Below are 25,355 nucleotides of genomic sequence, written 5' to 3'. Positions count from 1 at the left end.
CCCGCGCTGATTGCGGTTGTAGCTATAGTATTTATAGCATTGATTTTGAAGGATTAGAGCCATCGCTACTGAATTTCGTGACCGCCGTCACCGCGAAGAACGCAAACACCGTCTCAACCGTGAAATCATGGCGCCGGAAGTTCGACTTTCCGGTCCTGAAAACGAACCCTTGGGTATCGTCAGCCTGATGGAAGCTTTGCGCTTGGCGGGTGAGTACGATGTGGACTTGGTTGAAATTGTTGCCACAGCGAATCCGCCGGTTTGCCGGTTGATGGACTACGGCAAGTTCAAATACCAAGAACAAAAAAAGGCGGCAGACGCGAAGTCCAAGCAGACGGTTATCGAGATCAAGGAAGTCAAATTCCGTCCTGGTACCGATGATGGCGACTACAACATCAAGCTGCGCAATATCAAGCGCTTTCTGGCTGATGGCGACAAGTGCAAGATCACTTTGCGTTTTCGTGGGCGGGAAATCACCCACCAGGAAATCGGCATGGCTTTGTTGCAGCGCATCCGTACGGATTTGCAGGATTTGATCATCGTTGAGCAGTTCCCTAAGTTGGAAGGCCGCCAGATGATCATGATGATTGCGCCAGGCAAGAAAAAGCCAGGCTCTAGCAAGCCTGCGGCAGAAGCTGCAGTTGCTCCGGCCGTCGCGGCATCTTAAAAATTCGGTTTGCAGGTTTACCTGCAGGCTGTTTGCAGAGAGGGCAACCTCTTTGTCCAAAATGGTGGTTTTCCATCATTTTGAAAAGTGGAAGGTGAGAACCTTTCATTAAGAAGTGGCTCGGGGCCAACAAGTCTGGGATCGGTTCCTGGCGCCTCACGAGCACAATGAAAAGGAGCATTTAAATGCCCAAAATGAAGACCAAGAGCGCGGCCAAGAAACGGTTCCGCGTTCGTCCAGGTGGCACCGTCAAGCGCGGTCACGCCTTCAAACGTCACATCTTGACCAAGAAGACCACCAAAAATAAACGCCAATTGCGTGGTACTGCAACCGTGCATGAGACCAATATGGGTCACATGGCACAGATGCTGCCAGGCCGTGGCATTTAATTTAACGACGAACAAGGAGTAAATACATGCCTCGCGTCAAACGTGGTGTAACGGCTCGCGCCCGCCACAAAAAAGTTCTCGCCCTTGCAAAAGGTTTCCGCGGTCGCCGCGGTAATGTTTACCGCATCGCTAAAGAAGCGGTAATGAAGGCTGGGCAATATGCCTACCGTGACCGTCGTACCCGCAAGCGGGTGTTCCGTCAGTTGTGGATTGCCCGTATCAATGCCGCTGCGCGTGAATGCGGTCTGACCTACAGCCAGTTCGCCAATGGCCTGAAGAAGGCTGCCATCGAGATCGACCGCAAAGTGCTGTCGGATATCGCTGTGCACGACAAGGCGGCTTTTGCCAGCATCGTGGAGCAAGTCAAGGCCCGTCTGGCTGCTTGATTCCCCACGCTGGGCTGCTATTCTTTGAATAGCAGTCTGTGCAAGTAGTACAAGGGCTAGAGCTTGAAAAAGCACTAGCCCTTTGTCATTTCAAGACAAGAGATGTTATGAACGAGTTGGACGCAATCGTCGGTGCAGCACAAACCAGTTTTCAGGAGGCGAGCACGCCTGCCGATCTGGAAAATGCCAAGGCCCAGTTTCTCGGCAAATCCGGCCGTATCACCGAGTTGATGAAAGGCATGGGCGCTCTGAGCATAGAAGAAAAAAAATCACGCGGCGCCTCCATTAATTTGGCCAAGCAGGCCATTGAAACTGCTCTGACGGCACGCCGCAAAGCATTGGCGGATGCTGAGCTGGACCTGCAATTGAAAGCCGAAGCCTTGGACGTAAGTCTGCCAGGCCGCCAGCGCGGGCAGGGCGGTTTGCACCCGGTCTCTTTGACGCTGGAACGCATCGAGGCCATCTTCGGCTCAATGGGATTTGAAGTCGCCCAGGGCCCCGAGATCGAATCCGACTGGTTCAATTTCACCGCGCTGAACACACCGGAAGACCATCCGGCGCGTTCCATGCACGACACCTTCTATGTGGAAGGCGGCACCGCCACCGCACCCAACCTGCTGCGCACCCACACCAGCCCGATGCAGATCCGCCATGCGGTCACGCACGTGAAAAAACACCGCGCCGCCATTGATGCAGGCCAGGTCATGCCAGAGATCCGCGTCATCGCGCCCGGCCGCACCTACCGCGTTGACAGCGATGCCACACACTCGCCGATGTTTCACCAGTGCGAGGGCCTGTGGATCGGTGAGAACGTCAGCTTTAAAGACCTGAAAGTGGTCTTCACCGATTTCTGCCGTACCTTCTTTGAGTCCGATGATTTGGTGCTTCGTTTCCGTCCTAGCTTCTTTCCGTTCACCGAGCCCAGCGCTGAGATTGATATCCAGTTCCAGAGCGGTCCGTTGTCGGGCCGTTGGCTGGAAGTGGCTGGCTCCGGTCAGGTGCATCCGAATGTGGTGCGCAATATGGGCCTGGACCCCGAGAAATACATTGGCTTTGCCTTCGGCATGGGCCCTGACCGTCTGACCATGCTGCGTTATGGCGTGAACGACTTGCGACTGTTCTTTGATGGCGATATCCGCTTTCTCAGCCAGTTTCAATAAACCTTCAGCAGAACTAGACCATGCAATTTCCTGAATCCTGGTTGCGCACCTTCTGCAACCCTGAGCTGACCACCGAGCAACTGGCCGAGACCCTGACCATGGCCGGGCTGGAAGTCGAAGAACTGAAGCCCGTCGCGCCACCGTTTACCGGCATCGTTGTGGGCGAAATCAAGACCGCCGAGCAGCACCCCAATGCCGATCGTCTGCGCATTTGCACCGTTGATGTGGGCCAGGCTGAGCTGCTGAATATTGTCTGCGGTGCGCCGAATGCCCGTGTTGGCATCCGCGTGCCTTGTGCGCTAGTTGGCGCCGAATTGCCGCCCGGCGAAGATGGCAAGCCCTTCCTTATCAAGGTCGGCAAGCTGCGCGGTGTGGAAAGCCAGGGCATGCTTTGCTCGGCCCGCGAGTTGAAGCTATCCGAAGACCATGGTGGCTTGTTGGAGCTGGCGTCCGATGCGCCTTTGGGGCAGAACATCCGTGAGCACCTTGCTCTGGACGACACCTTGTTTACCCTCAAGCTCACGCCGAATCTGGCGCACTGCTTAAGCGTCTATGGAGTGGCGCGCGAAGTTGCCGCATTGACTGGTGCACCGTTGCTGAACCCTGAGTTTCCCGCTGTTGCTGCGAAGAATGCCGACCGCGTACCGGTCAAGATCAGCGCCCCCGATCTGTGCGGGCGCTTCTCTGGCCGCGTGGTGCGCAATGTAAATCCCAAAGCCCAAACGCCACGGTGGATGGTGAACCGCCTGGCTCGTTGCGGTCAGCGCAGCGTGACCGCCTTGGTAGACATTTCGAACTACGTAATGTTCGAGTTGGGCCGTCCTTCGCACATTTTTGACCTGGACAAGATCCATGGCGGACTCGATGTGCGCTGGGGCCACCCCGGTGAGCAGCTCAAGCTGCTGAACGGCAACACTGTCACCGTGGACGATAAGGTCGGCGTGATTGCCGATGACCGTCAGGTTGAATCTCTGGCCGGCATCATGGGCGGTGACGCCACCGCTGTGTCGGACGACACGGTCAATATCTACGCGGAAGCCGCCTTCTGGTGGCCCAAGTCGATTGCAGGCCGTTCGCGCCGCTATAACTTCTCCACCGACGCCGGTCACCGCTTCGAGCGCGGTGTGGACGCCAGCCAGACGGTGGAGCACCTGGAGCGCATCACTCAGCTAATTTTGGACATTTGCGGCGGCGAAGCTGGCCCTATGGATGATGTGCAGGTGAATGTGCCGCAGGCGCAACCCGTTACTCTGCGCGTGGCGCGCGCCGCCAAAGTCATCGGCATGCCGCTGACGCAGGCTCAGTGCTCCGATGCCTTGAAGCGCCTCGGTCTGCCGGTAGTGGAGGGCGATGGTGTGCTAACCGTGACCCCGCCGCCCTACCGCTTCGATCTGACCATCGAAGAAGACCTGATCGAGGAAGTGGTGCGTATGGTGGGCTACAACCAGTTGCCCACCACGCCGCCGCTGGCGCCGATTACCGCCAAAATTCGCCCCGAAGCGCAGCGCAGCCCGTTTGCCTTGCGCCGTGCCCTGGCCGGTCTGGGTTACCAGGAAACCATCAACTTCAGCTTCGTCGAAGAACGCTGGGAGAAGGAGTTGGCGGGCAACCCCAATCCTATCCAACTGCTTAATCCTATTGCAAGCCAAATGAGCGTCATGCGCTCGTCTTTGCTGGGTTCTTTGCTACAAGTTTTGAAATTCAACTTGGACCGTAAGGCCAGCCGCGTCCGGGTCTTCGAGCTGGGCCGCGTGTTCCTGCGCGATGCCAATGCGGTGAATTCCGACACCACGGTGGCGGGCTTTCACCAGCCCATGCGCGTCGCCGGCATCAGCTATGGCGCTGCTGATCGTCTGCAATGGGGCCGTAGCGAGCAGGGCGCCGACTTCTTCGATATGAAGGGCGATGTGGAGGCGCTGTTGGCGCCGCTGCAGGCCCAGTTCGAACCTGCGGAGCATCCTGCTTTGCATCCCGGACGTTGCGCTCGGGTGCTGGTCAACGGACGGGCGATTGGCTTCATCGGCGAATTGCACCCGCAATGGCGCCAGGGCTACGAGCTGGCCCAGGCACCGATCTTGTTTGAGTTGGATTTGGACGCCGTGCTGCAACGCCCTGTCCCGGTGTTCACGCCGGTGGCCAAGTTCCAGGCCGTCGAGCGCGACATTGCGGTGATCGTGGCCGAAGCTGTGACCCATGCGACTTTGCTGGCTGCTGCGCAAGCGGCGGCAACCAACGGTTTGCTGCGCGATACCCTGGTGTTCGACATCTACCGTCCCAAGCCCACACCCAAGGGGGTTGAAGCCCAGCCGGTGGCGGCAGGGGGCTTGACGCAAGGTGAGAAGAGTGTGGCCCTGCGCCTGACTCTCAACAGCCCGGACGCCACGCTGACCGAGGCGCAGATCGATGCTTCGGTGCAGGCGGTGTTGGCCCAGCTGGTGATGCAATGCGGCGCGCGTCTGCGTGCTTGATGAAATCGGTTTGATGCCACACGACACACTGGAGAATGCCGTGGAAATTGCGGTAGAGAGCCTGGAGACCCCGACCCTGACCAAGGCGCAACTGGCCGATTTGCTGTTTGAGCAGATTGGTTTGAACAAGCGTGAGTCGAAAGACATGGTGGATGCCTTTTTTGACCTGGTCAATACCAGCCTGGTCGAGGGTACGGACGTCAAAATCTCTGGATTTGGCAACTTCCAAATTCGCACCAAGGCACCTCGGCCTGGCCGCAATCCCCGGACCGGCGAGGCGATTCCAATCGATGCACGCCGTGTTGTGACCTTCCACGCCAGCCACAAACTTAAAGAGCAAATCCAGGGTTGACGGCGATTTAATACGCCGTTGTCCTCTGGGCTTGGCTGGTTAGCGCGTGTGATATTTGTCACTACTGGTATCCGGCCCGTTGAAAGTATTTTTTCCGCGACATGAGACTTGGGTTAACCTAGTGGATTAACTCTGAACTTCATCCAAGCCTCTTGATTTCCATGGGAAATTTACTTCCTAGCATTCCCGCAAAACGCTACTTCACCATTGGTGAAGTTGGCGAGCTATGCGGTGTCAAGCCGCATGTTTTGCGTTATTGGGAGCAGGAGTTCACCCAGTTGCGGCCTATGAAGCGGCGCGGCAATCGGCGCTATTACCAGCACCATGAGGTGCTGATGATTCGGCGTATTCGCGACCTCTTGTACGACCAAGGTTTCACAATCAGTGGCGCCCGCAATAAGCTGCAAGAGTGGGCGAGTGGCGACCGAGAGAAATTGCGCGAGTATGTGCCGGCTCTGGAAAGCCTGGATGTCCTGGATGAAGCCGAATCGTCGTTTGAGCGCTTGGAAGATGCGGTGCCTTTGGAGGGCGACGAGCTCGTTTCGTACCATCTCCTGTCTGTGCGTCAAGAATTATTTGAAATTCGTGACCTGCTTTCAGAAGTGCTCTGAATTCGGGCTATAATTCGAGGCTTGATCGGTGTGTGGCGCAGCCTGGTAGCGCACTTGCATGGGGTGCAAGGGGTCGAAGGTTCGAATCCTTTCACACCGACCATTACGAACGATAAGAGCCGCTAAGGAGCAATCCTTAGCGGCTTTTCTCATTGGGGAATCGGGCGCTTGCCGCCCAGTTATCAGCGGTGCGGCACTTATTTTTATAAACTGCTGGCTTTGCCAAATCAGCGTTCGCTATGCCACATCCTCTCGTCCCGGTCCGCTCCGAAACCCACGGGGTGGTGATTGAGCTGGCCTATGCCAGCAGTAACAACATTGCAGGCCGGCCGATTTACGACTTTCCCCATTGCCTACTGCACCGTGACGCAGAGCGCTGTCTGCGCAAGGCGGTAGGACTGGCCGCGCAGGCGGGCTATCGGTTGAAGATTTTTGATGCTTTCCGTCCGCACGAAGCGCAGGTGTTGCTGTGGGAATCTGCCCCCGACCAGGCCTACGTGGCCGACCCGCAAATTGGCTCCAACCACACGCGCGGCACGGCGATCGACTTGACACTGGTGGATGCCGAAGGCCATGAGTTAGACATGGGCACGGGCTTTGACGATATGACCGTGCAGTCCCACCATTTCAGCGAGCAGGTTTCGCCCGCAGCGCAGGCGAATCGCATGTTGTTGCTCAAAATCATGCAAGACGCAGGCTTTGAACACATAGACCACGAGTGGTGGCACTATGCGCTACCTGACCATTACGCCTTGATCGACAGTGCGGCACTCGGCGACATCAGTCCGATGCGCAACCGTTAGCATGCTTCTTGCTCGGGTGGATGTAGTGTTTGCACCATGGATGCACCTTGTTTGACAGCTTGTTTTACAACCGGAGAAACGACTGATGCGACTTTCAATACCCCTTCTGTCCCGCCGCGCCCTGGTTGCGCTGGCAGCCTCTGCCGTTGTCGCAGGAACGGCCATCGCCGCCACACCCAAAGACACCCTGGTGGTAGCGTTTGCTTTCGACGACATCATCACCATGGACCCGGCAGAGTTGTTTGAGATTTCCGCCAGCGAAGTTGCGAACAACATCTATGACCGCCTGGTGCGGCTGGACCTGAACGACCCGTCCCAGCTGGCGTCTGATATTGCCAAGTCATGGAGCATTTCCGCCGACGGCAAAACCTTCAGCTTCGAAATTAAACCGGGGCTGAAGTTCGCCTCGGGTAACCCGCTGACGGCCGAAGACGTGGCCTTTTCCTTCCAGCGTGCCGTCATTTTGGACAAGGGGCCGGCTTTCATCCTGGGGCAGTTTGGCTTCAACAAGGGCAACGTCAAGGACAAGATCAAGGTCACCGGTCCGCTCACGCTGACGATGGAGGTCGATAAGGCCTATGCACCGTCGTTCGTATTGAATTGCCTTACCGCTGATGTGGCGTCCGTGGTCGATAAAAAGCTGGTGTTGGCCAATGAGGTGTCGGGTGACATGGGCTATGCCTGGCTCAAGACCCACTACGCAGGCTCCGGCCCGCTGAAACTACGCGAATGGCGCGCCAATGAAGTCGTAGCGCTGGAGCGCAACGACAACTACAACGGTCCCAAGACACCCATGGCCCGCGTGCTGTACCGCCACATCAAAGAGTCGTCCACACAGCGCCTGCTGCTGGAAAAGGGCGATGTGGATATCGCGCGCAACCTGTCACCGCAAGACATCGCCGCTGTGGCCAGCAACAAGGAGATCAAGAGCACTTCGTCGCCCAAGGGTACGGTGTACTACATCAGCCTGAACCAGAAGAACCCCAACCTGGCCAAGCCCGAAGTGCGCGAGGCCCTGAAATGGCTGGTGGACTATGCTGCTATTGGCGACACCCTCATCAAGAACATCGGTGCCATCGACCAGAACTTCATGCCCGTTGGCCTGCTGGGCGCCTCAAAGGACATGCCCTACAAGCTGGACGTGGACAAAGCCAAGGCTTTGCTAGCCAAGGCGGGCCTGCCCAACGGCTTCAAGGTCAGCATTGATATGCGCACCATCCAGCCGGTGCAGGGCATTACCGAAGCCTTTCAGCAAACCGCCAAGCGCGCGGGCATTGACGTGGAGATCATTCCCGGCGACGGCAAGCAGGTGCTGACCAAATACCGTGCCCGTGCCCACGATATGTACATTGGCCAATGGGGCGCTGACTACTGGGACCCGCATAGCAACGCCACCTTTGTGCAGAACCCCGACAACAGCGACGACGCCAAGTCCAAGACCCTGGCCTGGCGCAATGCCTGGGAGGTGCCCGCTCTCGACAAGATGGCAGATGCCGCCGTGCTGGAGCGCGATACCGGCAAGCGCAAGAAGATGTATGAAGATATGCAGGCGGAGTTCCGCAAGACCAGCCCCTTCATCATGTTGTACCAGCAGGTCGAGGTGGCGAACGTGCGTAGCAATGTGCAGGGCTTTAAGCTGGGCCCCACGTTCGGCACGAACTACATGTTTACCGTTAGCAAGCGCTAGTCGGTTTGGGAGCGCCAAAACAAGTGTCCGCCGGCGCGGGCACATCGCGGTGGCTGCACGCTGCTGGCCGGTTCTTGTTGGCCATGGTGCTGACTTATTTGGGCCTGCTGGCGGTCACCTTCTTCATTGGCCGGGTGATGCCCATAGACCCGGTCCTGGTCATACTGGGGGACCATGCATCGGGCGACGCCGTGGCTCGGGTGCGTGAAGAACTGGGCTTGAACAAGCCGCTGTGGGAGCAATTCCTGATCTACATGAGCAAGGTGCTTCGTGGCGACTTTGGGGTCTCGGTGCTGACCTCCAACCCGGTGATGCAGGATATACGCCATGTATTCCCGGCCACGCTGGAGCTGGCCACCCTGGGCATTCTGTTGGGCGCCGGCATAGGTGTGCCGCTGGGCGTGTGGGCCGCCGTGCGGCGTGGCGGCCTGGTGGACCAGCTGGTGCGGGTGATGGCGCTGGTGGGCTATTCGGTGCCCATTTTCTGGCTGGGGCTGATGGGCCTGCTGCTGTTCTACGCCAAGCTGGGCTGGGTCGGTGGGCCGGGCCGGGTGGACGTGGCCTTTGAATACACCCTGGAAAACGTCTCAGGCCTGCTGCTGCTGGACGCGGCCATGGCCGGGCAGTGGGATGCGTTTGCCAATGTGCTGTCGCACCTGGTGCTGCCAGCCTCGCTGCTGGGCTACTTCTCGCTGGCCTATATCAGCCGCATGACGCGGTCCTTCATGCTGCACGAGCTGTCGCAGGAGTACATCGTGGCGGCGCGGGCCAAGGGCTTGTCAGAGGCGCGCATCATCTGGCGCCACGCCTTACGCAATGCAGCCGTGCCGCTGGTAACGGTTATCACACTTTCGTACGCGGGGCTTCTGGAGGGCTCGGTGCTGACCGAGACCGTATTTGCCTGGCCGGGCCTGGGCCTGTACATCACCAACTCGCTGCAGAACGCCGACATGAATGCGGTGCTGGGCGGCACGCTGGTGGTGGGTTCGGTATTTATCGCGTTGAACCTGCTGTCGGACCTGCTCTACAAGACGCTGGACCCGCGCACCCGGAGTAGATGATGGAGCTATTGCAACGCTGGCACGGCTGGCTGATGAGCGAGCACCCCGCCTCACGCCGCCAGGCTGCCTGGGGGCGAACTTATAACGCCTGGCGCGTCTTTTTGCGCAACCGGCTCGCAGCGCTGGGCCTGCTGGCGATTCTGGCCCTGGTGCTGGTGGCCGTGCTAGCGCCGGTGCTGGCGCCCTATGCGCCCACGGTGGGTGACCTGCGCACCACGCGGTTGCTGGCACCGTCCGCACAGTTCTGGCTGGGCACGGACGACCAGGGGCGTGACATCTTGTCGCGGCTGATTTTTGGCGCACGCATCACCCTGAAGGTGGTGGTGCTGGTGGCCGTGCTAGCCGCACCCATAGGTTTGCTGGTGGGCACGGTGGCGGGCTACGCGGGCGGCATGGTGGATGCGGTGCTGATGCGCATCACCGACATCTTTTTGGCCTTTCCCCGGCTGATACTGGCTCTGGCCTTTGTAGCGGCGCTGGGCCCGGGCATTGAGAACGCCATCATCGCCATTGCCATCACCGCCTGGCCACCTTACGCACGCATGGCCCGCGCGGAAACCCTGACCATTCGCCAGGCCGATTACATCTCTGCAGTGCGCTTGATAGGCGCTTCGCCCTGGCGCATCGTGCTGCACCACATCATGCCGCTGTGCATGTCGTCGGTGATCGTGCGCGTCACGCTGGACATGGCCGGCATCATCCTCACCGCGGCCGGCCTGGGCTTTCTGGGCCTGGGCGCTCAACCGCCCACACCCGAGTGGGGTGCCATGATCGCCAATGGCCGCCAGTACGTGCTGGACCAATGGTGGGTGGCAGCGGCGCCCGGGGCGGCCATCTTCCTGGTCAGCCTGGCTTTCAACTTGGTAGGTGATGGCCTGCGCGATGCACTAGATCCAAAGGGCCACAAATGAGCGATCCTGTTTTGGTCGTGGACGATCTGCGCGTGTCCTTCCCCAACCGCGATGGCGGCTGGGCCGAGGTGGTGCGGGGCGTGTCCTTTACGCTGGGTCGCGAGCGCCTGGGCATTGTGGGCGAATCGGGCTCGGGCAAGTCGCAGACCGGCAGGGCGATTCTGGGCCTTACGGCACCGGAGGGGCGTGTCACTGCCCAGCGTCTGGCCTTCCATGGCACAGACCTGCTGGCCTGTTCAGCTAAAGAGCGGCGCGCTCTGCGCGGCGGGCGCATTGCCATGGTGCTGCAAGACCCTAAGTTTTCACTCAACCCGGTGATGCGCATCGGCGACCAGATTGTGGAAACCCTGCGTGCCCACAGCCCGGTCAGTCGAGGTGAGGCGCACAACAAGGCGCTGGCCGCGCTGGAGGCAGTGCAGATCGACGAGCCCGAGCGCGTCTTTCGCCTGTACCCCCACGAGGTCTCGGGCGGCATGGGCCAGCGCGCCATGATCGCGATGATGCTCATCGCCGAACCCGAGCTGCTGATTGCAGACGAACCCACCTCAGCCCTGGACGTGACGGTACAGCTGCAGGTGCTGGCCATACTCGACGGGCTGGTGCGCCAGCGTGGCATGGGCCTGGTGTTCATATCGCACGACCTGCGCTTGGTCTCCACCTTTTGCGACCGCATTCTGGTGATGTATGCCGGGCGCGTGGTGGAGGAGCTCAGCGCAGGTGATCTGGCCCAGGCCAAGCACCCCTACACCCAGGGCCTGCTGAATTGCCTGCCGCAGCTGGGCGCGCAGCGCCACCCATTGCCGACGCTGGACCGACAGCCGGAGTGGGCGCTATGAACCCTTCCATAGGCCTGCAAGTAGACCAGCTGCGCGTGGTTTTTGACGGCTTTGTCGCTGTGGCGGACTCCAGCTTTGCTGTCCAGCCTGGCGAGAGCTTTGGCATTGTTGGCGAATCCGGCTCGGGCAAGTCCACGGTGCTGCGCGCCATTTGCGGCCTGGCGCCGCGCGCCTCAGGCACGGTGCAGCTGCTGGGTGCCGACACCTTGCCACAGCCGGGCAGCAAGGCCTTCCGGCGCAGCGTGCAGATGGTGTTTCAGGACCCTTACGGCTCGCTGCATCCGCGCCACACGGTAGACCGGCTGCTGGCCGAGCCGTTGGCCATCCACGGCATGGACAACGCCGAAGCACGCATCGGCCAGGCGCTGGAGGATGTGGGCCTGGGGCAGGGCTTTCGCTTTCGCTTCCCGCACCAGTTGTCGGGCGGCCAGCGCCAGCGCATTGCCATTGCGCGGGCATTGATTCTGGAGCCGCAGATTTTGCTGCTGGACGAACCCACTTCCGCGCTCGATGCGTCCGTGCAGGCCGAGGTGCTGAACCTGCTGGAGACCCTGCGCGCACGCCGGGGTTTGACGTTCATCATGGTCAGCCACGATCTGGCGGTGGTCACCCACCTGTGCCAGCGGCTGATGGTGATGCAGCGCGGCCAGACGGTGGAGATGCTGTCAGCCGCTGACCTGGCGGCCAGCCGCGTGGCCCAGCCCTACACCCGCCAACTGATGGAGGCCTCCAGTGGCTTTCGCCGAACCGGAGTTGTCGCATGATCCATTGGGAATCCCACGCCTGTTTGCCCTTGCACCCGCAGGCTAGTTTTGAGCCCATAGACCAGCTCCGTGCCGCCGGCGTGCACTACGTGTCGATCAACGTCGGCATGGACATGAACCCGCTCAGCCAGGTGATGTCCGTGCTGGCCGGCTTCCGCACCAGCATCGCCGCGCAACCGGACCGCTACTTGCTGGCCGGCAGCGTGGCCGACATCCAGCGCGCCCAGGCCGGCGGCCAGATCGCCATAGGCTTCGACCTGGAAGGCGCCATGCCGCTGCTGGAGCAGCCCGACATGGTGGCGCTGTACGCGGCCTTGGGTGTGCGCCAGATCCACTTTGCCTACAACCGCAACAACAGCGTGGCCGACGGCTGCCATGACGTGGAGCGCGGCCTGACGCCACTGGGCCAGCGCATGGTGCAGGCGGTGAATGCGGCAGGCATGTTGATGGACTGCTCGCACACCGGGCGGCGCTGCAGCTTGGACATCATGGCGGCTAGCAGCCAGCCGGTGATCTTCAGCCATGCCAACCCCCTGGCCCTGGTGGAGCATGGCCGCAATATCACCGACGAACAAATCCGCGCCTGCGCGGCCACCGGCGGGGTGGTGTGCGTGTCGGGTGTGTCCTTTTTCCTGGGTACGCAGACGCCATCGGTGCAGGACGTGGCGCGGCATGCGGCGTACGTGGCGAATCTGGTGGGGGTGCAGCACGCTGGCATAGGGCTGGACATCAGCTTTCGCCAGCCCGAGCTGAATGACGACCCACCTGGCGACTACGACCCCAGCTACTGGTGGCCGGCGTCCATCGGCTATGACCGTGCCATCACCCGCGCCAGTTATGTTCCGGTTGGTGCTTGGCAGGAGCTGGCCCAGGCTCTGCAGGACCAGGGTATGCGTAGCGATGAGGCCGCCTTGGTCATGGGCGGCAACATGCTGCGCGTGGCACAACAGGTTTGGCATTAGTTCGATTTGCTATTTAAATAGTAGCTTCCGGTGCAGGTGCAACCTGCACTAGAGCCTGTTTTTATATAAATTTTTTGCTAGCTACGCTGGCTGGCTTCCTGGCCTGGGGAATACCCGGTTGGCAGGCTTGGGCCCCAAAACCAACAATACGGGCAACCATGCAAATTGGTCTTACCACTAGGCCAATACTCCCTCCCAAGACATCGCCATGACGACTGCTTTCACCGCCACGCCCACACCTTGTCCAAGCACTGCGCTTCTGTCTGGAGCCGCCGCATGAGAATCGACGCGCACCAGCATTTCTGGACCCTGGCGCGGCCCGACTACGGCTGGCTGACCCCTGCACTGGGCCCCATTTACCGCGACTTCCAGCCGGCCGATTTGCAGCCCTTGTTGTCCCAGCAGCAGGTGTCGCGCACCGTGCTGGTCCAGGCTGCGCCCACGGTGGCCGAGACCGACTACATGCTGGCCCTGGCCGCGCAGCACCACTTTGTGCAGGGCGTGGTGGGCTGGGTGGATATGGAGGCCGCCAGTGCCCCAGTCGAGCTGGAGCGCCTGGCCGCCAACTCCATATTCAAGGGCGTGCGGCCCATGCTGCAGGACCTGCCGGACGCCGACTGGATCGCCAGCGCGCCCATAGACGCTGCGGTGCAAGCCATGTTGCGCCTGGGCCTGTCGCTGGATGCGCTGGTCAAGACCGCACATTTGCCCTATTTGCTGCGTTTTGCCCAACGCTACCCGGCGCTACCCATCGTGATGGACCACTGCGCCAAGCCGGTGGTGTTGCGCGGGCCGGGCCATGCGGAGTTTGCGCAATGGCGCGACGGCATGGCGGCGCTGGCGCAGTTGCCCCAGGTCTGCTGCAAGTTGTCCGGCCTGGTGACAGAGGCGGGCACCGGCTGGCAGCCCGACATGCTCAGCCCCTATGTCGATACGGTGCTGGAGCTGTTTGGCCCGCAGCGGCTGATGTGGGGCAGCGACTGGCCGGTGCTGAACCTGGCCGCAGACTACCCGGCCTGGGTGGCCTGCAGCGAGCAGCTGCTACAGCGGCTGGACCCTGCCTCGGCGCAGGCGGTGTGGGCGGGCACGGCAGAGCGCTTCTACCGGCTCAGCCCGGCCCAATCCAAAGCTAGCGCGGCACGCTAAACGTCAGCGCCCCGCCATCGCACATGCCGTCGGACAGTATCAGCAGCTGGTAGGCCTGCGGTGTCTCGGCCAGCAGGGTGATGGCTTCGGGCTTGAGCTCCTTGTCACAGCTGCGCAGCTTGACGGGGTGCAGGTCCAGTGTGGCCAGGACACGGGGCGTCACTGGGCTTTTGCTGGACTGGCCATCCCACCAGGAGACGGTCCAGTCCACGCTGTTTTGGTGGCTGGGGTCGTCGTCCGGGCCGGCCAAGACCAGAAATCCGTCGCTGACGGCCAGCATGTCGCGTACGCCCCGGCCGCTGCCCAGCACCAGCTGTGTGAGCGCAGGGTGGCTGTCGCCGCCCTGGAACAGCGCCTGCGCATCGACGGCCAATACGCCCGCCTGGCCGTCCTGGGCCGGCCCGCGAAAGCCGAAATACAAACGCCCGGCGCGCACCGCCAGGCCTTCGATGTTGATGCCGCGCTGGCCTTGCAGCGCGGGCGCATCGGGCGGCGGCTCGGCACCCAGGCATTTGCGTTCGCCTACATGGGGTGCCAGGGCTGGCTGGGCCTGCAGAATGTCCCACAGGCGGCCGCTGTCGGCATAGCCAGCCAGCGCTCCATCGGCGGTGCGCAGGGTCAGGCCGGTGGCGGGGTCGCGTTGGAAGCGCAGCACGTGGCGGCTGTCGGGGTTGCTTTTGCAGCTGGAGCGCTTGGCCGAGTGCGAGCCTGTGACGTAGAAGTACTGGCCATCGGTGGCGGCGCCTTCGGCGTCCAGCTCGCCATCGCCGCTGCGCAGCACCACGGATTCGGGCAGGGGCTGCAGGCTGTTGCTGCCCAGTTTGGCAAAGCGTGCCTGCTCGCCTTCGTCAAACGCCATCAGGCACACACGTTCCTGTGCGGCATTCAGGCTGCAGGCGATGCCGCTGAGGGACTGGCGGGTTTTAACTGCCTTCTTCTTGGGCAGGTCAAATGCAAAAGCCGGGTCGCTGCTCCAGACAGGGCTGCTGGGTGCGATACGGGGTGTGATCTGCGGCGCCGTCTGGGCCACTGCGCTCGATAGGGCCACAGCCATGGCCGTGCAGGCCAGCAGGAGAGGGGACTTGCGCATGGCTTAGGCTCCTGGTTTGCTATTGAATTAAGAGCTGCTTGCGTAGGTTTTATATGCGCTGCAGCCATAAATCTTATAAATTTCAGAGGTCGCGTGCTGCCACGCGGGTTAGCTGTTCCAGCAGATCGCTGCGGTATTTGCGCCAGCGCGCATCACGCACGAAGCGGGGCTGGGTGCCCAGCAAGTCTACGTCTGCATCGGCGCCTGGCGTTTCTGACGGGTTGGCACTGGGGCATAGCCAGCGCATGGGCGGGCGCTCACCACGCATTTCTTCCAGGGAGATGGCCTCCATCATGGCGATGGATTTGTCTTGCGGGCTCATGCTGTCGATCTTGGCCAGCAGGGGTTGCAGATAGGCCTGGGCGGGGTACCAGTCCATCAGGTGCTCGACCTTGCTGCGGTCGGTGCAGCGGTTGCCGTCCAGCGTCAACGCCAGCTTGGCATGCAGGAAGAATATCACCGCTTCCTGGCCAAAGTCGCCATCCTTGTCGCGCATATGGCTGAGCTTGTACGCGTAGGCAAATGAATAGCGGGCGTCTGCGTTTTCAGACAGGATGCGCCAGCGCAGCCAGATGGAATGTGCCAGCAATTGGCGAGGATTACGGGTGTCGGGTGCGCCCATGATCTGCGGCAAGGGTGCTTTGCCAGTGGCGGCATCGGTCTGCTGATCCAACCCCTGCCAGATGGCCTGGGTCGCGGCGTTAGGTGGATCGTCGCGCTGGGCGCGGGCCTGGGCAGCGGCTTCGCGCCAGCGGGGGATGGCTTTCTCTGTCTTGATACGCTGGACCTGCTCGAAGTCAGCGGCCTGGGCCCCGGCCGCCGCGCATGTGAGCGCTGCGGCCAGCATGTGTTTGGCTAGCCGGTTCACAGGGTGGTGGGCAAGGCCGTGTCGGCCCAGTGTTGCACGGCTGCGATGTCGTCCGGCGTGGTGCGGCAGCAGCCACCAATCAAGCGTGCGCCCCGCGCATGCCAGCCCCGCGCCTGCTCGGCGAAGTGTGAGGCGCTGGGGTTGCCGTGCCACTGCTTGTGGGCAGCGTCGTAGTGCTCGCCAGAGTTGGGGTACACCAGGATGGGCTTGCGGGTGCGGGCATGCATCTGGTCCACCAGCGAGGCAATGTGCTCGGGGGCGGTGCAGTTCACACCCACGGCGACCACCTGGTCAAAGCCTTCCAGCGCAGCCACGCAGTCGCCCAGCAGCTCGCCTTCGCTGGTGTGCAGGCCGTCGCGGCAGGAGAAGCTGATCCAGGCTGCCGCACCCGGGAATTCGGGCAACAGTCGGGCAATGGCGCGGGCTTCGGCCAGGCAGGGAATGGTTTCGCAGGCCAGCAGGTCGGCGCCCGAGTCCACAAGCACCTGCAGGCGCGGGCGGTGGAAGTCCATCAGTTGCTCTTCGCTCAGGCCGTAGTGGCCGCGGTATTCGGAGCCATCGGCCAGCATGGCGCCATAGGGGCCGACAGAGGCGGCAATCAGCGGCTTTATGCGGCCCACGCGGTTTGCGGGCTCGGCCCAGAAGGCGTCACGCGCTTCCACGGCCAGGCGTACCGAGTCGCGCATCAGCTGGGCTGAGGCCGCCGCGTCAAAGCCGCGCTTGGCAAACGCTTCAAACGTGGCTTGGTAGCTGGAGGTGGTAGCCACGTCGGCACCGGACACAAAGTAGTCCAGGTGCACCTGGCGTATCAGCTCGGGCTTTTCGATCAGCAGCTTGGCGGACCACAGCGGGTCGTTCAGGTCGGCGCCACGGCGCTCCAGTTCGGTGGCCAGCGCGCCGTCGAGTATGACCAGCGCACGCCGGGCAAAGAAGTCGTCAAGAGGAGAGGTTTGCATGGTGGTCTGCGAATGTTCAGCGCCCGCGCGCATGCTCGGGCACTTCAAGTTTCTTGGCCAGTTTGGACAGGGTCCAGGTCAGTACCAGGTACATGGCCGAAATGGCCAGATAGGGTTCCCAGTAGCGGGAATAGGCACCGGCCACAGTGCGGGCGGCCATGGCCAACTCCAGCAGGCCGATGGCGGACACCAGCGAGGTGTCCTTGATCAGGGCCACACTTTCATTCACCAGCGCGGGCACCATGCGCCGGAAGGCCTGGGGCATGACGATGTAGCGCATGCTCTGCCAGGGCGTCATGCCCAGGCTTTGCGCGGCTGCGGTCTGGCCAGTGTGGATGCTCTGGATGCCGGCGCGGAAGATTTCCGAAATATAGGCCCCGGCATTCAGCGTCAGCGCCAGGGCACCCGACAAAAATGCGCCGTGGTTTTGCCGGAACTCACGCGCCGCATCGCCGCTGAGCAGCCAGCCGCCATCCGGGTGCACCAGCACCGGCATCAGCGCAAAGTGCACCAGCAGAATCTGCACGAACAGCGGCGTACCGCGAAAGAAGGTGACGTAGGCGGTGGTCAACCCGCGCAGCAGTTTCAGGCACCAGGCCAGCGGCCAGGGTGGGCTGGCCGGCAGCAGGCTGTTGGTGTTGACCAGACCCACCGCCGCCCCCAGCAGCATGCCAGCCGCCGTGGCCAGTACGGTGAGTTGCACCGTCATCCACAGGCCTTCTGCGAACAGGGGGCCGTAGCCGGCCAGAATTTCCCAGCGAAACTGCACTGCGCGCTCCTTGTCTATTTGGGCCCGCTTACTTGGCGGCAGACTTGAAGTACTGCTCGTAAATCTTCTGGTAGCTGCCGTCGGCCTTGATGTCGGCCAGGCCCTTGTTGAACTGGCTTGCCAGTTCGGTGTTGCCCTTCTTGAAGGCCAGACCATAGAACTCGGGCGCGAAGCTGGCGTCGCTGACCGACTTGAACTTGGCGTTGGGGTTGTTGGCCAGGTAGTGGATGACCACGCCGTTGTCGGCCACTACGGCGTCCACGCCGCCAGCCGCCAGTTCGGCCAGGGCCAGGGGGGTAGATTCAAAACGCTTGATGTTGGGGCTGGTCTTGCCCAGCAGCTTGACCACGACTTCCTCGCCTGTGGTGGAGGTCTGCACGCCGATCTTGCTCTTCTTCAGGTCGTCCAGCTTGGTGATCTTGGAGGACTCGTTCACGGCAATCAGCTGGCTGGCTTCGAAGTAGGGCTCAGAGAAGTCCATGGTTTGCTTGCGCTCGTCGGTGATGGTGATGGCCGATACCAGCACATCGCGGTCGCCTTGCGCCAGGGCGTTGAAAGCGCCTTCCCACGGCGTGCTGACGAACTTGACTTCCAGGCCGGCCTTCTTGGCAGCGGCGGTGGTCACATCCATGTCGAAGCCGACGATGTCGCCTTTTTCGTTCTGGAATTCAAACGGCGCGTAGGTGGGGTCGGTGCCTACGGTCAGCACGCGGGCTGCAGGTGCCGGGCTGCTGGCAGCGGGCGCGGCCGGTGCCGCTGCTTCGGGCGCCGGGGTCGACTTTTGACAAGCGCTGAGAAACAGGCCCACGGACAGGGCTGCGACGGTTTGGAGGAATTGGCGCTTGTAGGACATGGAATAAAGGAAATAAGGGCCGCACGCTGGGCGGACTTGGGTTTTAGACAAGGGCTGGATTATGCGTGGGTTGCCAGGCTCGCCTGGCACATGCATATGCCCGAGACGCTCAATGCTGCGCGTTGACCTGTTCCACGGTGCGCCGCAGTAGCTCTAGCGCGGCCTGCTGCGTCAGCGTGGAAGGGCGCAGCGAGCTGGTGGCCAGGGCCAGCTTGGTGCGCAGGGCCGGCTGCTGGATGCTGCGGACGGTAAAGGCCGAGGGGCGGATGGAGCTGGCCACCGCGTTGCGCGACAGCACGGCGCAGCCCACGCCATCGGCCACCAGGTCCAAGATGGCGGCCACGCCGTCGATTTCCAGCACCACCTGCGGACGGCAGTCGATATTCGCCATTTCTGCCTCCACATGCATGCGAATGGCATTCGGCCGGCTAGGGATGACCAGGGGCAGGGCGGCCACCTCGCGCAGCGTGATGGCGGTGGGCGGTGGGTCTTCGGGTAGGCCGGGCGGGCGGGCCTGCACCAGCAGCAGCTCTTCTTCCATCAGCGGGCTGATATCGACGTCGGCGCTGGACTGGGCGTTATAGAGGACGGCAATGTCCAGCCGGCCGGCCAACAGCGACTCGTGCATGGCGACCGACAAGCCTTCGCGTATGGACAGGGCTGCGTCCGGCATTTGCTGGCGGAAGGCCCGGGTCAGGGGTACGGTCACCATGCGGGCCAGGCTGCTGGGCAGGCCGATCGCCACGCGCCCAGCCAGCGAGCCGCGTACCCGGCCCAACTCTTCCCGGGCACGCTGCACCTGGTGCAGGATGCCGCGCCCATGCTCCAGCAGCAGCTTGCCAGCCTCGGTGGGCGCCGCGCCGCGCCCATTGCGCACCAGCAGCGTCTGGCGCAGCTCCACCTCCAGCAGACGTATCTGCCGGCTGAGTGCGGGCTGGGCAATGCTCAGCGCGGTCGAGGCACGGGTAAAGCTACCCAGCTCGGCCACGCGCACAAAGTATTCGATCTGTTTTAAGTCCATGTCGCTGCTACTTCTGTGTATAGCTGATCTTCTATTATGCCGTTTTGAGATAACTGATAGTGGACGGCCTGTCTTATCAAAGGCTTGGTACGGGTACAGAATGCCCGGCATGCAAAGCCAGACCAAGCCCATCGCTTCCATCGATTTCCCAGTGCCGGCGCTGCGCGGCATCTCCTCCATGGCCACCCGCCAGGTACTGGCGGACTTGCTGGCCCTGTATGCCCAGCAGTCGGACGTACGCATCGCCATCGAGTCCGTAGGCGGAGTTGATGCCGCCAAGCGGGTACAGGCCGGCGAGGCGTTTGACGCGGTGTTTCTGGCGTCCGACGCCATCGACAAGCTGATCGCCGCCGGTCACATTGATGCACAGAGCAAGGTGAATCTGGTGCACTCCGGTGTGGCTGTAGCCGTGCGGGCGGGTGCAAACCAGCCCGATATCTCCAGTGAAGACTCGGTGCGCACCGCCGTGTTGGCCGCGCGGAGCATAAGCTATTCGACTGGACCCAGCGGCGTAGCCCTGGTCAAACTATTTGAACGCTGGGGCATTGCCGCAGCCATTGCCGACCGTATCGTCCAGGCGCCACCCGGTGTGCCCGTGGGTGCTCTGGTGGCAGGCGGCGAGGTGGAGCTGGGTTTTCAACAACTCAGCGAGCTGATCAATCTGGATGGCATCACCGTAGTCGGCCCGCTGCCGCCAGCGATACAGATTACGACCACCTTTTCTGCCGGCGTGTGCACCGGCTCGTCCCATGCGCAGGCTGTGCGTGATCTGCTGGCCTTTATGTCTTCCCCGCAAGCCGACGAGGCCAAGCGCCGCCAAGGCATGGAACCCGCCTGAGCTTCAGATGATTTTTTAATAACTAGAGACATCCATGACTGCATCGGCCCGGCCCGTCAACGTACAGACATTGCTCAACGAGCATCCCTTTTCGCCATTTCAGTGGCTTATTTTTGCGCTGTGCTTTTTCATCGTGCTGCTTGACGGCTTTGATACCGCTGCTATTGGTTTTATAGCGCCATCGCTGATCAAGGAGTGGGGTGCCAGCAAGGCCGCCCTGGCCCCCGTGTTAAGCGCCGCCTTGTTCGGCCTGGCCGCTGGTGCTTTGTCGGCCGGTCCACTGGCCGACCGCCTGGGTCGCAAGCGCGTGCTGGTGGGCTCGGTGCTGGTGTTTGGCGTGGCCTGCCTGGCCTCGTCTTTTGCGCGCGACCTGACTGAGCTGAGCGTGCTGCGCTTTTTGACAGGTGTAGGCCTGGGCGCCGCCATGCCGAACGCCGTGACGCTGATGAGTGAATTTTGCCCGGACCAGCGCCGTGCCACCCTGACCAATGCGATGTTCTGCGGCTTTCCGCTGGGCGCGGCGTTTGGCGGTTTTCTGGCGGCCTGGATGATCCCGAATTTTGGCTGGCGCAGTGTGCTGGTGCTGGGCGGCATTACGCCCCTGGTACTGGTGATTCTGCTGGTGCTATTTCTGCCGGAATCAGTGCGCTATATGGTGGCCCAGGCCCAGCCCGTGGAGCGCGTGCGCGCGGTGCTGGCACGCATCGCCGGTGCTGCCAAGGTGGAGCTTGCCAGCCGCTTTGTGCTGACCGAAAGCGCCCCGGCGTCTGACGCAAAGAGTGGCCTGGGCGTGGTGCTGTCGCCAGCCTACCGTCTGGGTACCTTCATGCTGTGGCTGGCGTACTTCATGGGCTTGGTGATCTTTTATGCGCTGATCAACTGGATGCCGGTGCTGTTCAAGGACGCGGGTATTGACCCTAAGACCGCCACCCTGATCTCTGCGCTGTTCCCTCTGGGGGGCGTGGGCGCGGTGTACTTTGGCTGGCTGATGGACCGCTTCAACGCCAACCGCATCATTGCCGTGGGCTACGGCCTGACGGCGGTGGCGATCTGGGCTATCGGTCAGATGGTTGGGCAGGTCGGCGCCCTGGTCTTGATCGTGTTTCTGGCGGGTGCCATCATGAACACTTCGCAATCTTCCTTGCCAGCCCTGGCGGCCGCCTTCTACCCGACCCGTGGCCGCGCCACTGGCGTTGCGTGGATGCTGGGTATTGGCCGGTTTGGCGGCATTGCTGGCTCGTTCCTGGTGGCCACGCTGGCCAGCCGCCAGATGGGCTTTGCCGACATCTTCACGGTGGTGGCGATTCCCAGCGTAATCGCGGCTGTGGCCTTGCTGGTCAAGCAGTGGGCCCACCCAGAAGACCCTGCAGGCAAAGCGCCTACCCACGCGGCTGCGCACTAGCCGTGGTTTGATATTTGAATTAAGGACGACATAACATGAAAAAACCTCTCATCATCGATTGCCACGGCCACTACACCACGGCTCCTAAATCGCTGGAAAACTGGCGCAACCAGCAAATTGCTGGCATCAAAGACCCGGCTCTGATGCCCAAAGTGTCCGACCTGAAGATCAGTGACGACGAGCTGATCGAGACCATCGAAGCCAACCAGCTGCGCCTGATGCGCGAGCGCGGCAGTGACCTGACCATCTTCAGCCCGCGCGCCAGCTTCATGGCCCACCACATTGGCGACTTCAATGTGTCCAGCACCTGGGCGGCGATCTGCAACGAGCTCTGCTACCGCGTCAGCCAGCTGTTCCCCGACAACTTCATTCCTGCGGCCATGCTGCCGCAAAGCCCGGGCGTGGACCCGGCGACTTGCATCCCCGAGCTGGAAAAGTGCGTCAAGGAATACGGCAATGTCGGCATCAACCTGAACCCTGACCCCAGCGGCGGCCACTGGAATTCGCCCCCTCTGAGCGACAAGCACTGGTACCCCATCTACGAGAAGATGGTGGAGTACGACATCCCCGCCATGATCCACGTGTCTACCAGCTGCAACGCCTGCTTCCACACCACGGGCGCGCACTACCTGAACGCCGACACCACGGCCTTTATGCAGTGCCTGACTAGCGATCTGTTCAAGGACTTCCCCACGCTGCGCTTCCTGATTCCGCACGGCGGCGGTGCCGTGCCTTACCACTGGGGCCGTTTCCGTGGCCTGGCGCAAGAGCTGAAGAAGCCGCTGCTGGAAGAGCATCTGCTGAACAACATCTTCTTTGACACCTGCGTCTACCACCAGCCCGGCATCGACCTGCTGAACACCGTGATCCCGGTGAAGAACGTCCTGTTCGCCAGCGAAATGATCGGTGCGGTGCGCGGTATCGACCCGCAAACCGGCCACTACTACGACGACACCAAGCGCTACATCGAAGCGAGCAAGATCCTAAGCAGCGAAGACCGCTTCCAGATCTACGAAGGCAACGCCCGCCGGGTGTTCCCGCGCCTGGACGCCGCCCTCAAAGCTAAAAACCAATAAATTTGCACACCCCCAGGCTTGCCCACTGCGTGTGGCCGCCAACCCCCTTGCAGGGGGCAATACCAGCAGCCCGGCAAAGCCGGTTCTGCGGTATTTCTGGAAGTGTTATTCACAAGCATGCGCTTGTACGGCAAGCGTCAACATTGATTGGAGATAAATATGGATATGAACAACCTAGGCATCGTCAAACGCAACATCGTGCGTGCCGACAAGGCTGCGGTAGAGCGCCTGTCCAAGCTGGGCGTGGCTACCATCCACGAAGCCATGGGCCGCGTGGGCCTGATGAAGCCCTATATGCGCCCCATCTACAACGGTGCCAAGATCTGCGGCACCGCCGTGACCGTGCTGCTGCAGCCCGGCGACAACTGGATGATGCACGTAGCTGCCGAGCAGTTGCAGCCCGGTGACGTGGCCGTAGCCGCCTGCACCACCGACAACGAAGACGGCTTTTTTGGCGACCTGCTGGCCACCAGCTTCCAGGCGCGCGGCGCCAAGGGTCTGATCATCGACGGCGGCGTGCGCGATGTGGCGGACCTGGAAAAAATGGGCTTCCCGGTGTTCAGCAAGGCCATCAACTCCAAGGGCACCATCAAGGCCACGCTGGGTTCGGTGAATGTGCAGGTCGTCTGTGCTGGCGCCATCGTGAACCCCGGCGACGTGGTGATTGCTGACGTTGATGGCGTGGTGGTCGTGCCCGCTGCCATCGCTGCCCAGGTGGCCGACGCCGCCGAGCACCGCGAGAGCTTCGAAGGCGAGAAGCGCGCCAAGCTGGCCGCTGGCGTGCTGGGCCTGGACATGTACAAGATGCGCGAGCCCTTGGAAAAAGCCGGCCTGCGCTATATCGACTAAATCAAGCATCAAATAGGCCTGTAGCGCAGGTAATACCTGCGCCAGCAGCTATTGATTGCATAGCAAACAAGGATATATATGGAATTCACCAAAACCCCCGGCTGGCTGGACTGGTACACCGGCCCCAGCAAACCACGCTTTCAGCTGCCAGCTGGCGCGGTAGACGCGCACTGCCATGTATTTGGCCCCGGTGACAAGTTCCCCTACGCGCCCGAACGCAAGTACACGCCCTGCGATGCGTCCAAGGAACAGCTGTTTGCCCTGCGTGACCACCTGGGCTTCGACAAGAACGTGATCGTGCAGGCCACCTGCCACGGCAGCGACAACCGCGCCCTGGTGGATGCGCTCAAGGCGTCCAATGGCAAGGCCATGGGCGTGGCCACGGTCAATGAACTGGTGACGGATGCCGAATTGCAGGAGATGCATGCCGCTGGTGTGCGCGGCACCCGCTTCAACTTCGTCAAGCGCCTGGCCGACTCCACGCCGCGCGAGGTACTGCGTGAAATCGCTGCCCGCATCGCGCCGCTGGGCTGGCATGTGGTGATCTATTTCGAGGCAGTCGATTTGCCCGAGTACTACGACTTCTTCACCAGCCTGCCGACCACGGTGGTGGTGGACCATATGGGCCGCCCGGACGTCACCAAGCCGGTGGACGGCCCCGAGTTCGCCCTGTTCGTGAAGATGATGCGCGAGCACAGCAACATCTGGAGCAAGGTCAGCTGCCCCGAGCGCCTGAGCGTCAGCGGCCCCAAGGCCTTGAATGGCGAGCAACACGCTTACCAGGACGTGGTGCCTTTCGCCAAGCACCTGGTGGAAACCTTCCCCGACCGCGTGCTGTGGGGCACCGACTGGCCACATCCGAACTTGAAGGACCACATGCCTGATGACGGCTTGCTGGTGGACTACATCCCCCAGATTGCACCCACCGCCGAGTTGCAGCGCAAGCTGCTGGTGGACAACCCCAACCGTCTGTACTGGAGCTGAAATGTCCTTAGACAAACCCTATCTGGATGTGCCCGGCACCACCATTTTTGATGCCGAGCAGAGCCGCATGGGCTACCACTTGAACCAGTTCTGCATGTCGCTGATGAAGGCCGAGAACCGTGAAAAGTTCAAGGCCGACGAGCGCGCTTACCTGGACGGCTGGGCCATGACCGAGGACCAGAAGCTGGCCGTGCTGGCCCGTGATCTGAACCGCTGCATCTCCCTGGGCGGCAACATCTACTTCCTGGCCAAGATCGGCGCCACGGACGGCAAGAGCTTCCAGCAGATGGCCGGCAGCATGACCGGTATGACCGAAGAAGAGTACCGCAACATGATGGTCGGCGGTGGCCGCTCCGTGCAGGGCAACCGCGTGGTCGGTGAAGACGGCGACGCCCAGGCGCACCGCCAACCGCAGGGTTCTGCGGGCAAAAAAGGAAACAACTGAT

At 61.7% G+C, this 25,355-nt stretch carries 27 protein-coding genes and 1 tRNA gene; 22 read left to right on the top strand and 6 right to left on the bottom strand.

The window, feature by feature from the left end:
• The first annotated feature begins 52 nt into the window (after positions 1 to 52).
• From infC to AC4BBN_RS15665, 16 genes are all read left to right on the top strand, one after another.
• Positions 53 to 667: a translation initiation factor IF-3 gene (gene infC, locus AC4BBN_RS15740; protein WP_490593637.1), complete on the top strand. Its 615-nt coding sequence runs from the start codon at positions 53 to 55 to the stop codon at positions 665 to 667.
• Positions 668 to 852: 185 nt separating this feature from the next.
• The gene (rpmI, locus tag AC4BBN_RS15735; RefSeq protein ID WP_092758776.1) at positions 853 to 1,056 is read left to right on the top strand and encodes a 50S ribosomal protein L35; all 204 of its coding nucleotides are present in this window, start codon (positions 853 to 855) and stop codon (positions 1,054 to 1,056) included.
• A gap of 26 nt (positions 1,057 to 1,082) precedes the next feature.
• On the top strand, positions 1,083 to 1,442 hold the full coding sequence (rplT, locus tag AC4BBN_RS15730; protein WP_092758774.1) for a 50S ribosomal protein L20: 360 nt from the start codon (positions 1,083 to 1,085) through the stop codon (positions 1,440 to 1,442).
• A 107-nt stretch (positions 1,443 to 1,549) separates the two neighbouring features.
• Positions 1,550 to 2,602 carry a phenylalanine--tRNA ligase subunit alpha gene (pheS, locus tag AC4BBN_RS15725; protein ID WP_490593636.1) on the top strand — a complete coding sequence of 351 codons (1,053 nt, stop codon included), beginning with the start codon at positions 1,550 to 1,552 and terminating at the stop codon, positions 2,600 to 2,602.
• A 20-nt stretch (positions 2,603 to 2,622) separates the two neighbouring features.
• Positions 2,623 to 5,070 carry a phenylalanine--tRNA ligase subunit beta gene (gene pheT / locus AC4BBN_RS15720; protein WP_490592946.1) on the top strand — a complete coding sequence of 816 codons (2,448 nt, stop codon included), beginning with the start codon at positions 2,623 to 2,625 and terminating at the stop codon, positions 5,068 to 5,070.
• 13 nt (positions 5,071 to 5,083) lie between these two features.
• Positions 5,084 to 5,422: an integration host factor subunit alpha gene (locus AC4BBN_RS15715; protein WP_490592945.1), complete on the top strand. Its 339-nt coding sequence runs from the start codon at positions 5,084 to 5,086 to the stop codon at positions 5,420 to 5,422.
• 161 nt (positions 5,423 to 5,583) lie between these two features.
• Positions 5,584 to 6,033, top strand: a complete 450-nt coding sequence (locus AC4BBN_RS15710) for a MerR family transcriptional regulator (protein WP_490592944.1) — start codon at positions 5,584 to 5,586, stop codon at positions 6,031 to 6,033.
• Between the two features lie 26 nt (positions 6,034 to 6,059).
• Positions 6,060 to 6,136 (top strand) — tRNA-Pro (locus AC4BBN_RS15705).
• A 136-nt stretch (positions 6,137 to 6,272) separates the two neighbouring features.
• Positions 6,273 to 6,836 carry a D-alanyl-D-alanine dipeptidase gene (gene ddpX, locus AC4BBN_RS15700; RefSeq protein WP_490592943.1) on the top strand — a complete coding sequence of 188 codons (564 nt, stop codon included), beginning with the start codon at positions 6,273 to 6,275 and terminating at the stop codon, positions 6,834 to 6,836.
• 85 nt (positions 6,837 to 6,921) lie between these two features.
• Positions 6,922 to 8,523, top strand: a complete 1,602-nt coding sequence (locus AC4BBN_RS15695; RefSeq protein ID WP_490592942.1) for an ABC transporter substrate-binding protein — start codon at positions 6,922 to 6,924, stop codon at positions 8,521 to 8,523.
• A gap of 5 nt (positions 8,524 to 8,528) precedes the next feature.
• Positions 8,529 to 9,584: an ABC transporter permease gene (locus AC4BBN_RS15690; protein ID WP_490592941.1), complete on the top strand. Its 1,056-nt coding sequence runs from the start codon at positions 8,529 to 8,531 to the stop codon at positions 9,582 to 9,584.
• Entirely contained in the window at positions 9,584 to 10,495 is a 912-nt protein-coding gene (gene nikC, locus AC4BBN_RS15685) for a nickel transporter permease (protein ID WP_490592940.1), read from the top strand. The genes AC4BBN_RS15690 and nikC overlap by 1 nt, the downstream gene beginning before the upstream one ends.
• Positions 10,492 to 11,331, top strand: a complete 840-nt coding sequence (locus AC4BBN_RS15680; protein ID WP_490592939.1) for an ABC transporter ATP-binding protein — start codon at positions 10,492 to 10,494, stop codon at positions 11,329 to 11,331. Before nikC ends, AC4BBN_RS15680 begins: the two co-directional genes overlap by 4 nt.
• Positions 11,328 to 12,095, top strand: a complete 768-nt coding sequence (locus AC4BBN_RS15675) for an ABC transporter ATP-binding protein (RefSeq protein WP_490592938.1) — start codon at positions 11,328 to 11,330, stop codon at positions 12,093 to 12,095. Before AC4BBN_RS15680 ends, AC4BBN_RS15675 begins: the two co-directional genes overlap by 4 nt.
• Positions 12,092 to 13,057 (top strand): dipeptidase, encoded by a 966-nt coding sequence (locus tag AC4BBN_RS15670; RefSeq protein ID WP_490592937.1) that lies wholly within the window; start codon positions 12,092 to 12,094, stop codon positions 13,055 to 13,057. The genes AC4BBN_RS15675 and AC4BBN_RS15670 overlap by 4 nt, the downstream gene beginning before the upstream one ends.
• 276 nt (positions 13,058 to 13,333) lie before the next feature.
• Entirely contained in the window at positions 13,334 to 14,203 is an 870-nt protein-coding gene (locus tag AC4BBN_RS15665; protein ID WP_490592936.1) for an amidohydrolase family protein, read from the top strand.
• Here AC4BBN_RS15665 and AC4BBN_RS15660 read toward each other — a convergent pair.
• The 6 genes from AC4BBN_RS15660 to AC4BBN_RS15635 form a co-directional block, all read right to left on the bottom strand.
• Positions 14,187 to 15,293 (bottom strand): DUF3616 domain-containing protein, encoded by a 1,107-nt coding sequence (locus AC4BBN_RS15660; protein WP_490592935.1) that lies wholly within the window; start codon positions 15,291 to 15,293, stop codon positions 14,187 to 14,189. The genes AC4BBN_RS15665 and AC4BBN_RS15660 overlap by 17 nt on opposite strands.
• A gap of 82 nt (positions 15,294 to 15,375) precedes the next feature.
• Positions 15,376 to 16,161, bottom strand: coding sequence for a hypothetical protein (locus AC4BBN_RS15655; RefSeq protein ID WP_490592934.1), 786 nt, complete (start codon positions 16,159 to 16,161; stop codon positions 15,376 to 15,378).
• The gene (mmuM, locus tag AC4BBN_RS15650; RefSeq protein ID WP_490592933.1) at positions 16,158 to 17,117 is read right to left on the bottom strand and encodes a homocysteine S-methyltransferase; all 960 of its coding nucleotides are present in this window, start codon (positions 17,115 to 17,117) and stop codon (positions 16,158 to 16,160) included. The genes AC4BBN_RS15655 and mmuM overlap by 4 nt, the downstream gene beginning before the upstream one ends.
• A gap of 16 nt (positions 17,118 to 17,133) precedes the next feature.
• On the bottom strand, positions 17,134 to 17,886 hold the full coding sequence (locus tag AC4BBN_RS15645) for an amino acid ABC transporter permease (protein WP_490592932.1): 753 nt from the start codon (positions 17,884 to 17,886) through the stop codon (positions 17,134 to 17,136).
• A 28-nt stretch (positions 17,887 to 17,914) separates the two neighbouring features.
• Positions 17,915 to 18,739 carry a basic amino acid ABC transporter substrate-binding protein gene (locus tag AC4BBN_RS15640; protein WP_490592931.1) on the bottom strand — a complete coding sequence of 275 codons (825 nt, stop codon included), beginning with the start codon at positions 18,737 to 18,739 and terminating at the stop codon, positions 17,915 to 17,917.
• A gap of 109 nt (positions 18,740 to 18,848) precedes the next feature.
• Entirely contained in the window at positions 18,849 to 19,760 is a 912-nt protein-coding gene (locus AC4BBN_RS15635; protein WP_490592930.1) for a LysR substrate-binding domain-containing protein, read from the bottom strand.
• A 178-nt stretch (positions 19,761 to 19,938) separates the two neighbouring features.
• On the opposite strand from AC4BBN_RS15635, the gene AC4BBN_RS15630 reads away from it, so the two are divergent.
• The 6 genes from AC4BBN_RS15630 (at position 19,939) to ligA (ending at position 25,354) form a co-directional block, all read left to right on the top strand.
• Positions 19,939 to 20,598: a substrate-binding domain-containing protein gene (locus tag AC4BBN_RS15630; protein ID WP_490593635.1), complete on the top strand. Its 660-nt coding sequence runs from the start codon at positions 19,939 to 19,941 to the stop codon at positions 20,596 to 20,598.
• 34 nt (positions 20,599 to 20,632) lie between these two features.
• Positions 20,633 to 22,000 carry an MFS transporter gene (locus AC4BBN_RS15625; RefSeq protein ID WP_490592929.1) on the top strand — a complete coding sequence of 456 codons (1,368 nt, stop codon included), beginning with the start codon at positions 20,633 to 20,635 and terminating at the stop codon, positions 21,998 to 22,000.
• 35 nt (positions 22,001 to 22,035) lie between these two features.
• Positions 22,036 to 23,076 (top strand): amidohydrolase family protein, encoded by a 1,041-nt coding sequence (locus AC4BBN_RS15620; protein WP_490592928.1) that lies wholly within the window; start codon positions 22,036 to 22,038, stop codon positions 23,074 to 23,076.
• A 165-nt stretch (positions 23,077 to 23,241) separates the two neighbouring features.
• The gene (gene ligK, locus AC4BBN_RS15615; protein ID WP_490593634.1) at positions 23,242 to 23,925 is read left to right on the top strand and encodes a 4-carboxy-4-hydroxy-2-oxoadipate aldolase/oxaloacetate decarboxylase; all 684 of its coding nucleotides are present in this window, start codon (positions 23,242 to 23,244) and stop codon (positions 23,923 to 23,925) included.
• A 78-nt stretch (positions 23,926 to 24,003) separates the two neighbouring features.
• Positions 24,004 to 24,909 (top strand): amidohydrolase family protein, encoded by a 906-nt coding sequence (locus AC4BBN_RS15610; RefSeq protein ID WP_490592927.1) that lies wholly within the window; start codon positions 24,004 to 24,006, stop codon positions 24,907 to 24,909.
• A 1-nt stretch (position 24,910) separates the two neighbouring features.
• On the top strand, positions 24,911 to 25,354 hold the full coding sequence (gene ligA / locus AC4BBN_RS15605) for a protocatechuate 4,5-dioxygenase subunit alpha (RefSeq protein ID WP_490592926.1): 444 nt from the start codon (positions 24,911 to 24,913) through the stop codon (positions 25,352 to 25,354).
• Position 25,355 lies beyond the last annotated feature (1 nt).

The sequence above is a fragment of the Rhodoferax sp. SPJ21 genome (assembly GCF_058216335.1).
This window is presented reverse-complemented; position numbering and strand designations above follow the sequence as displayed.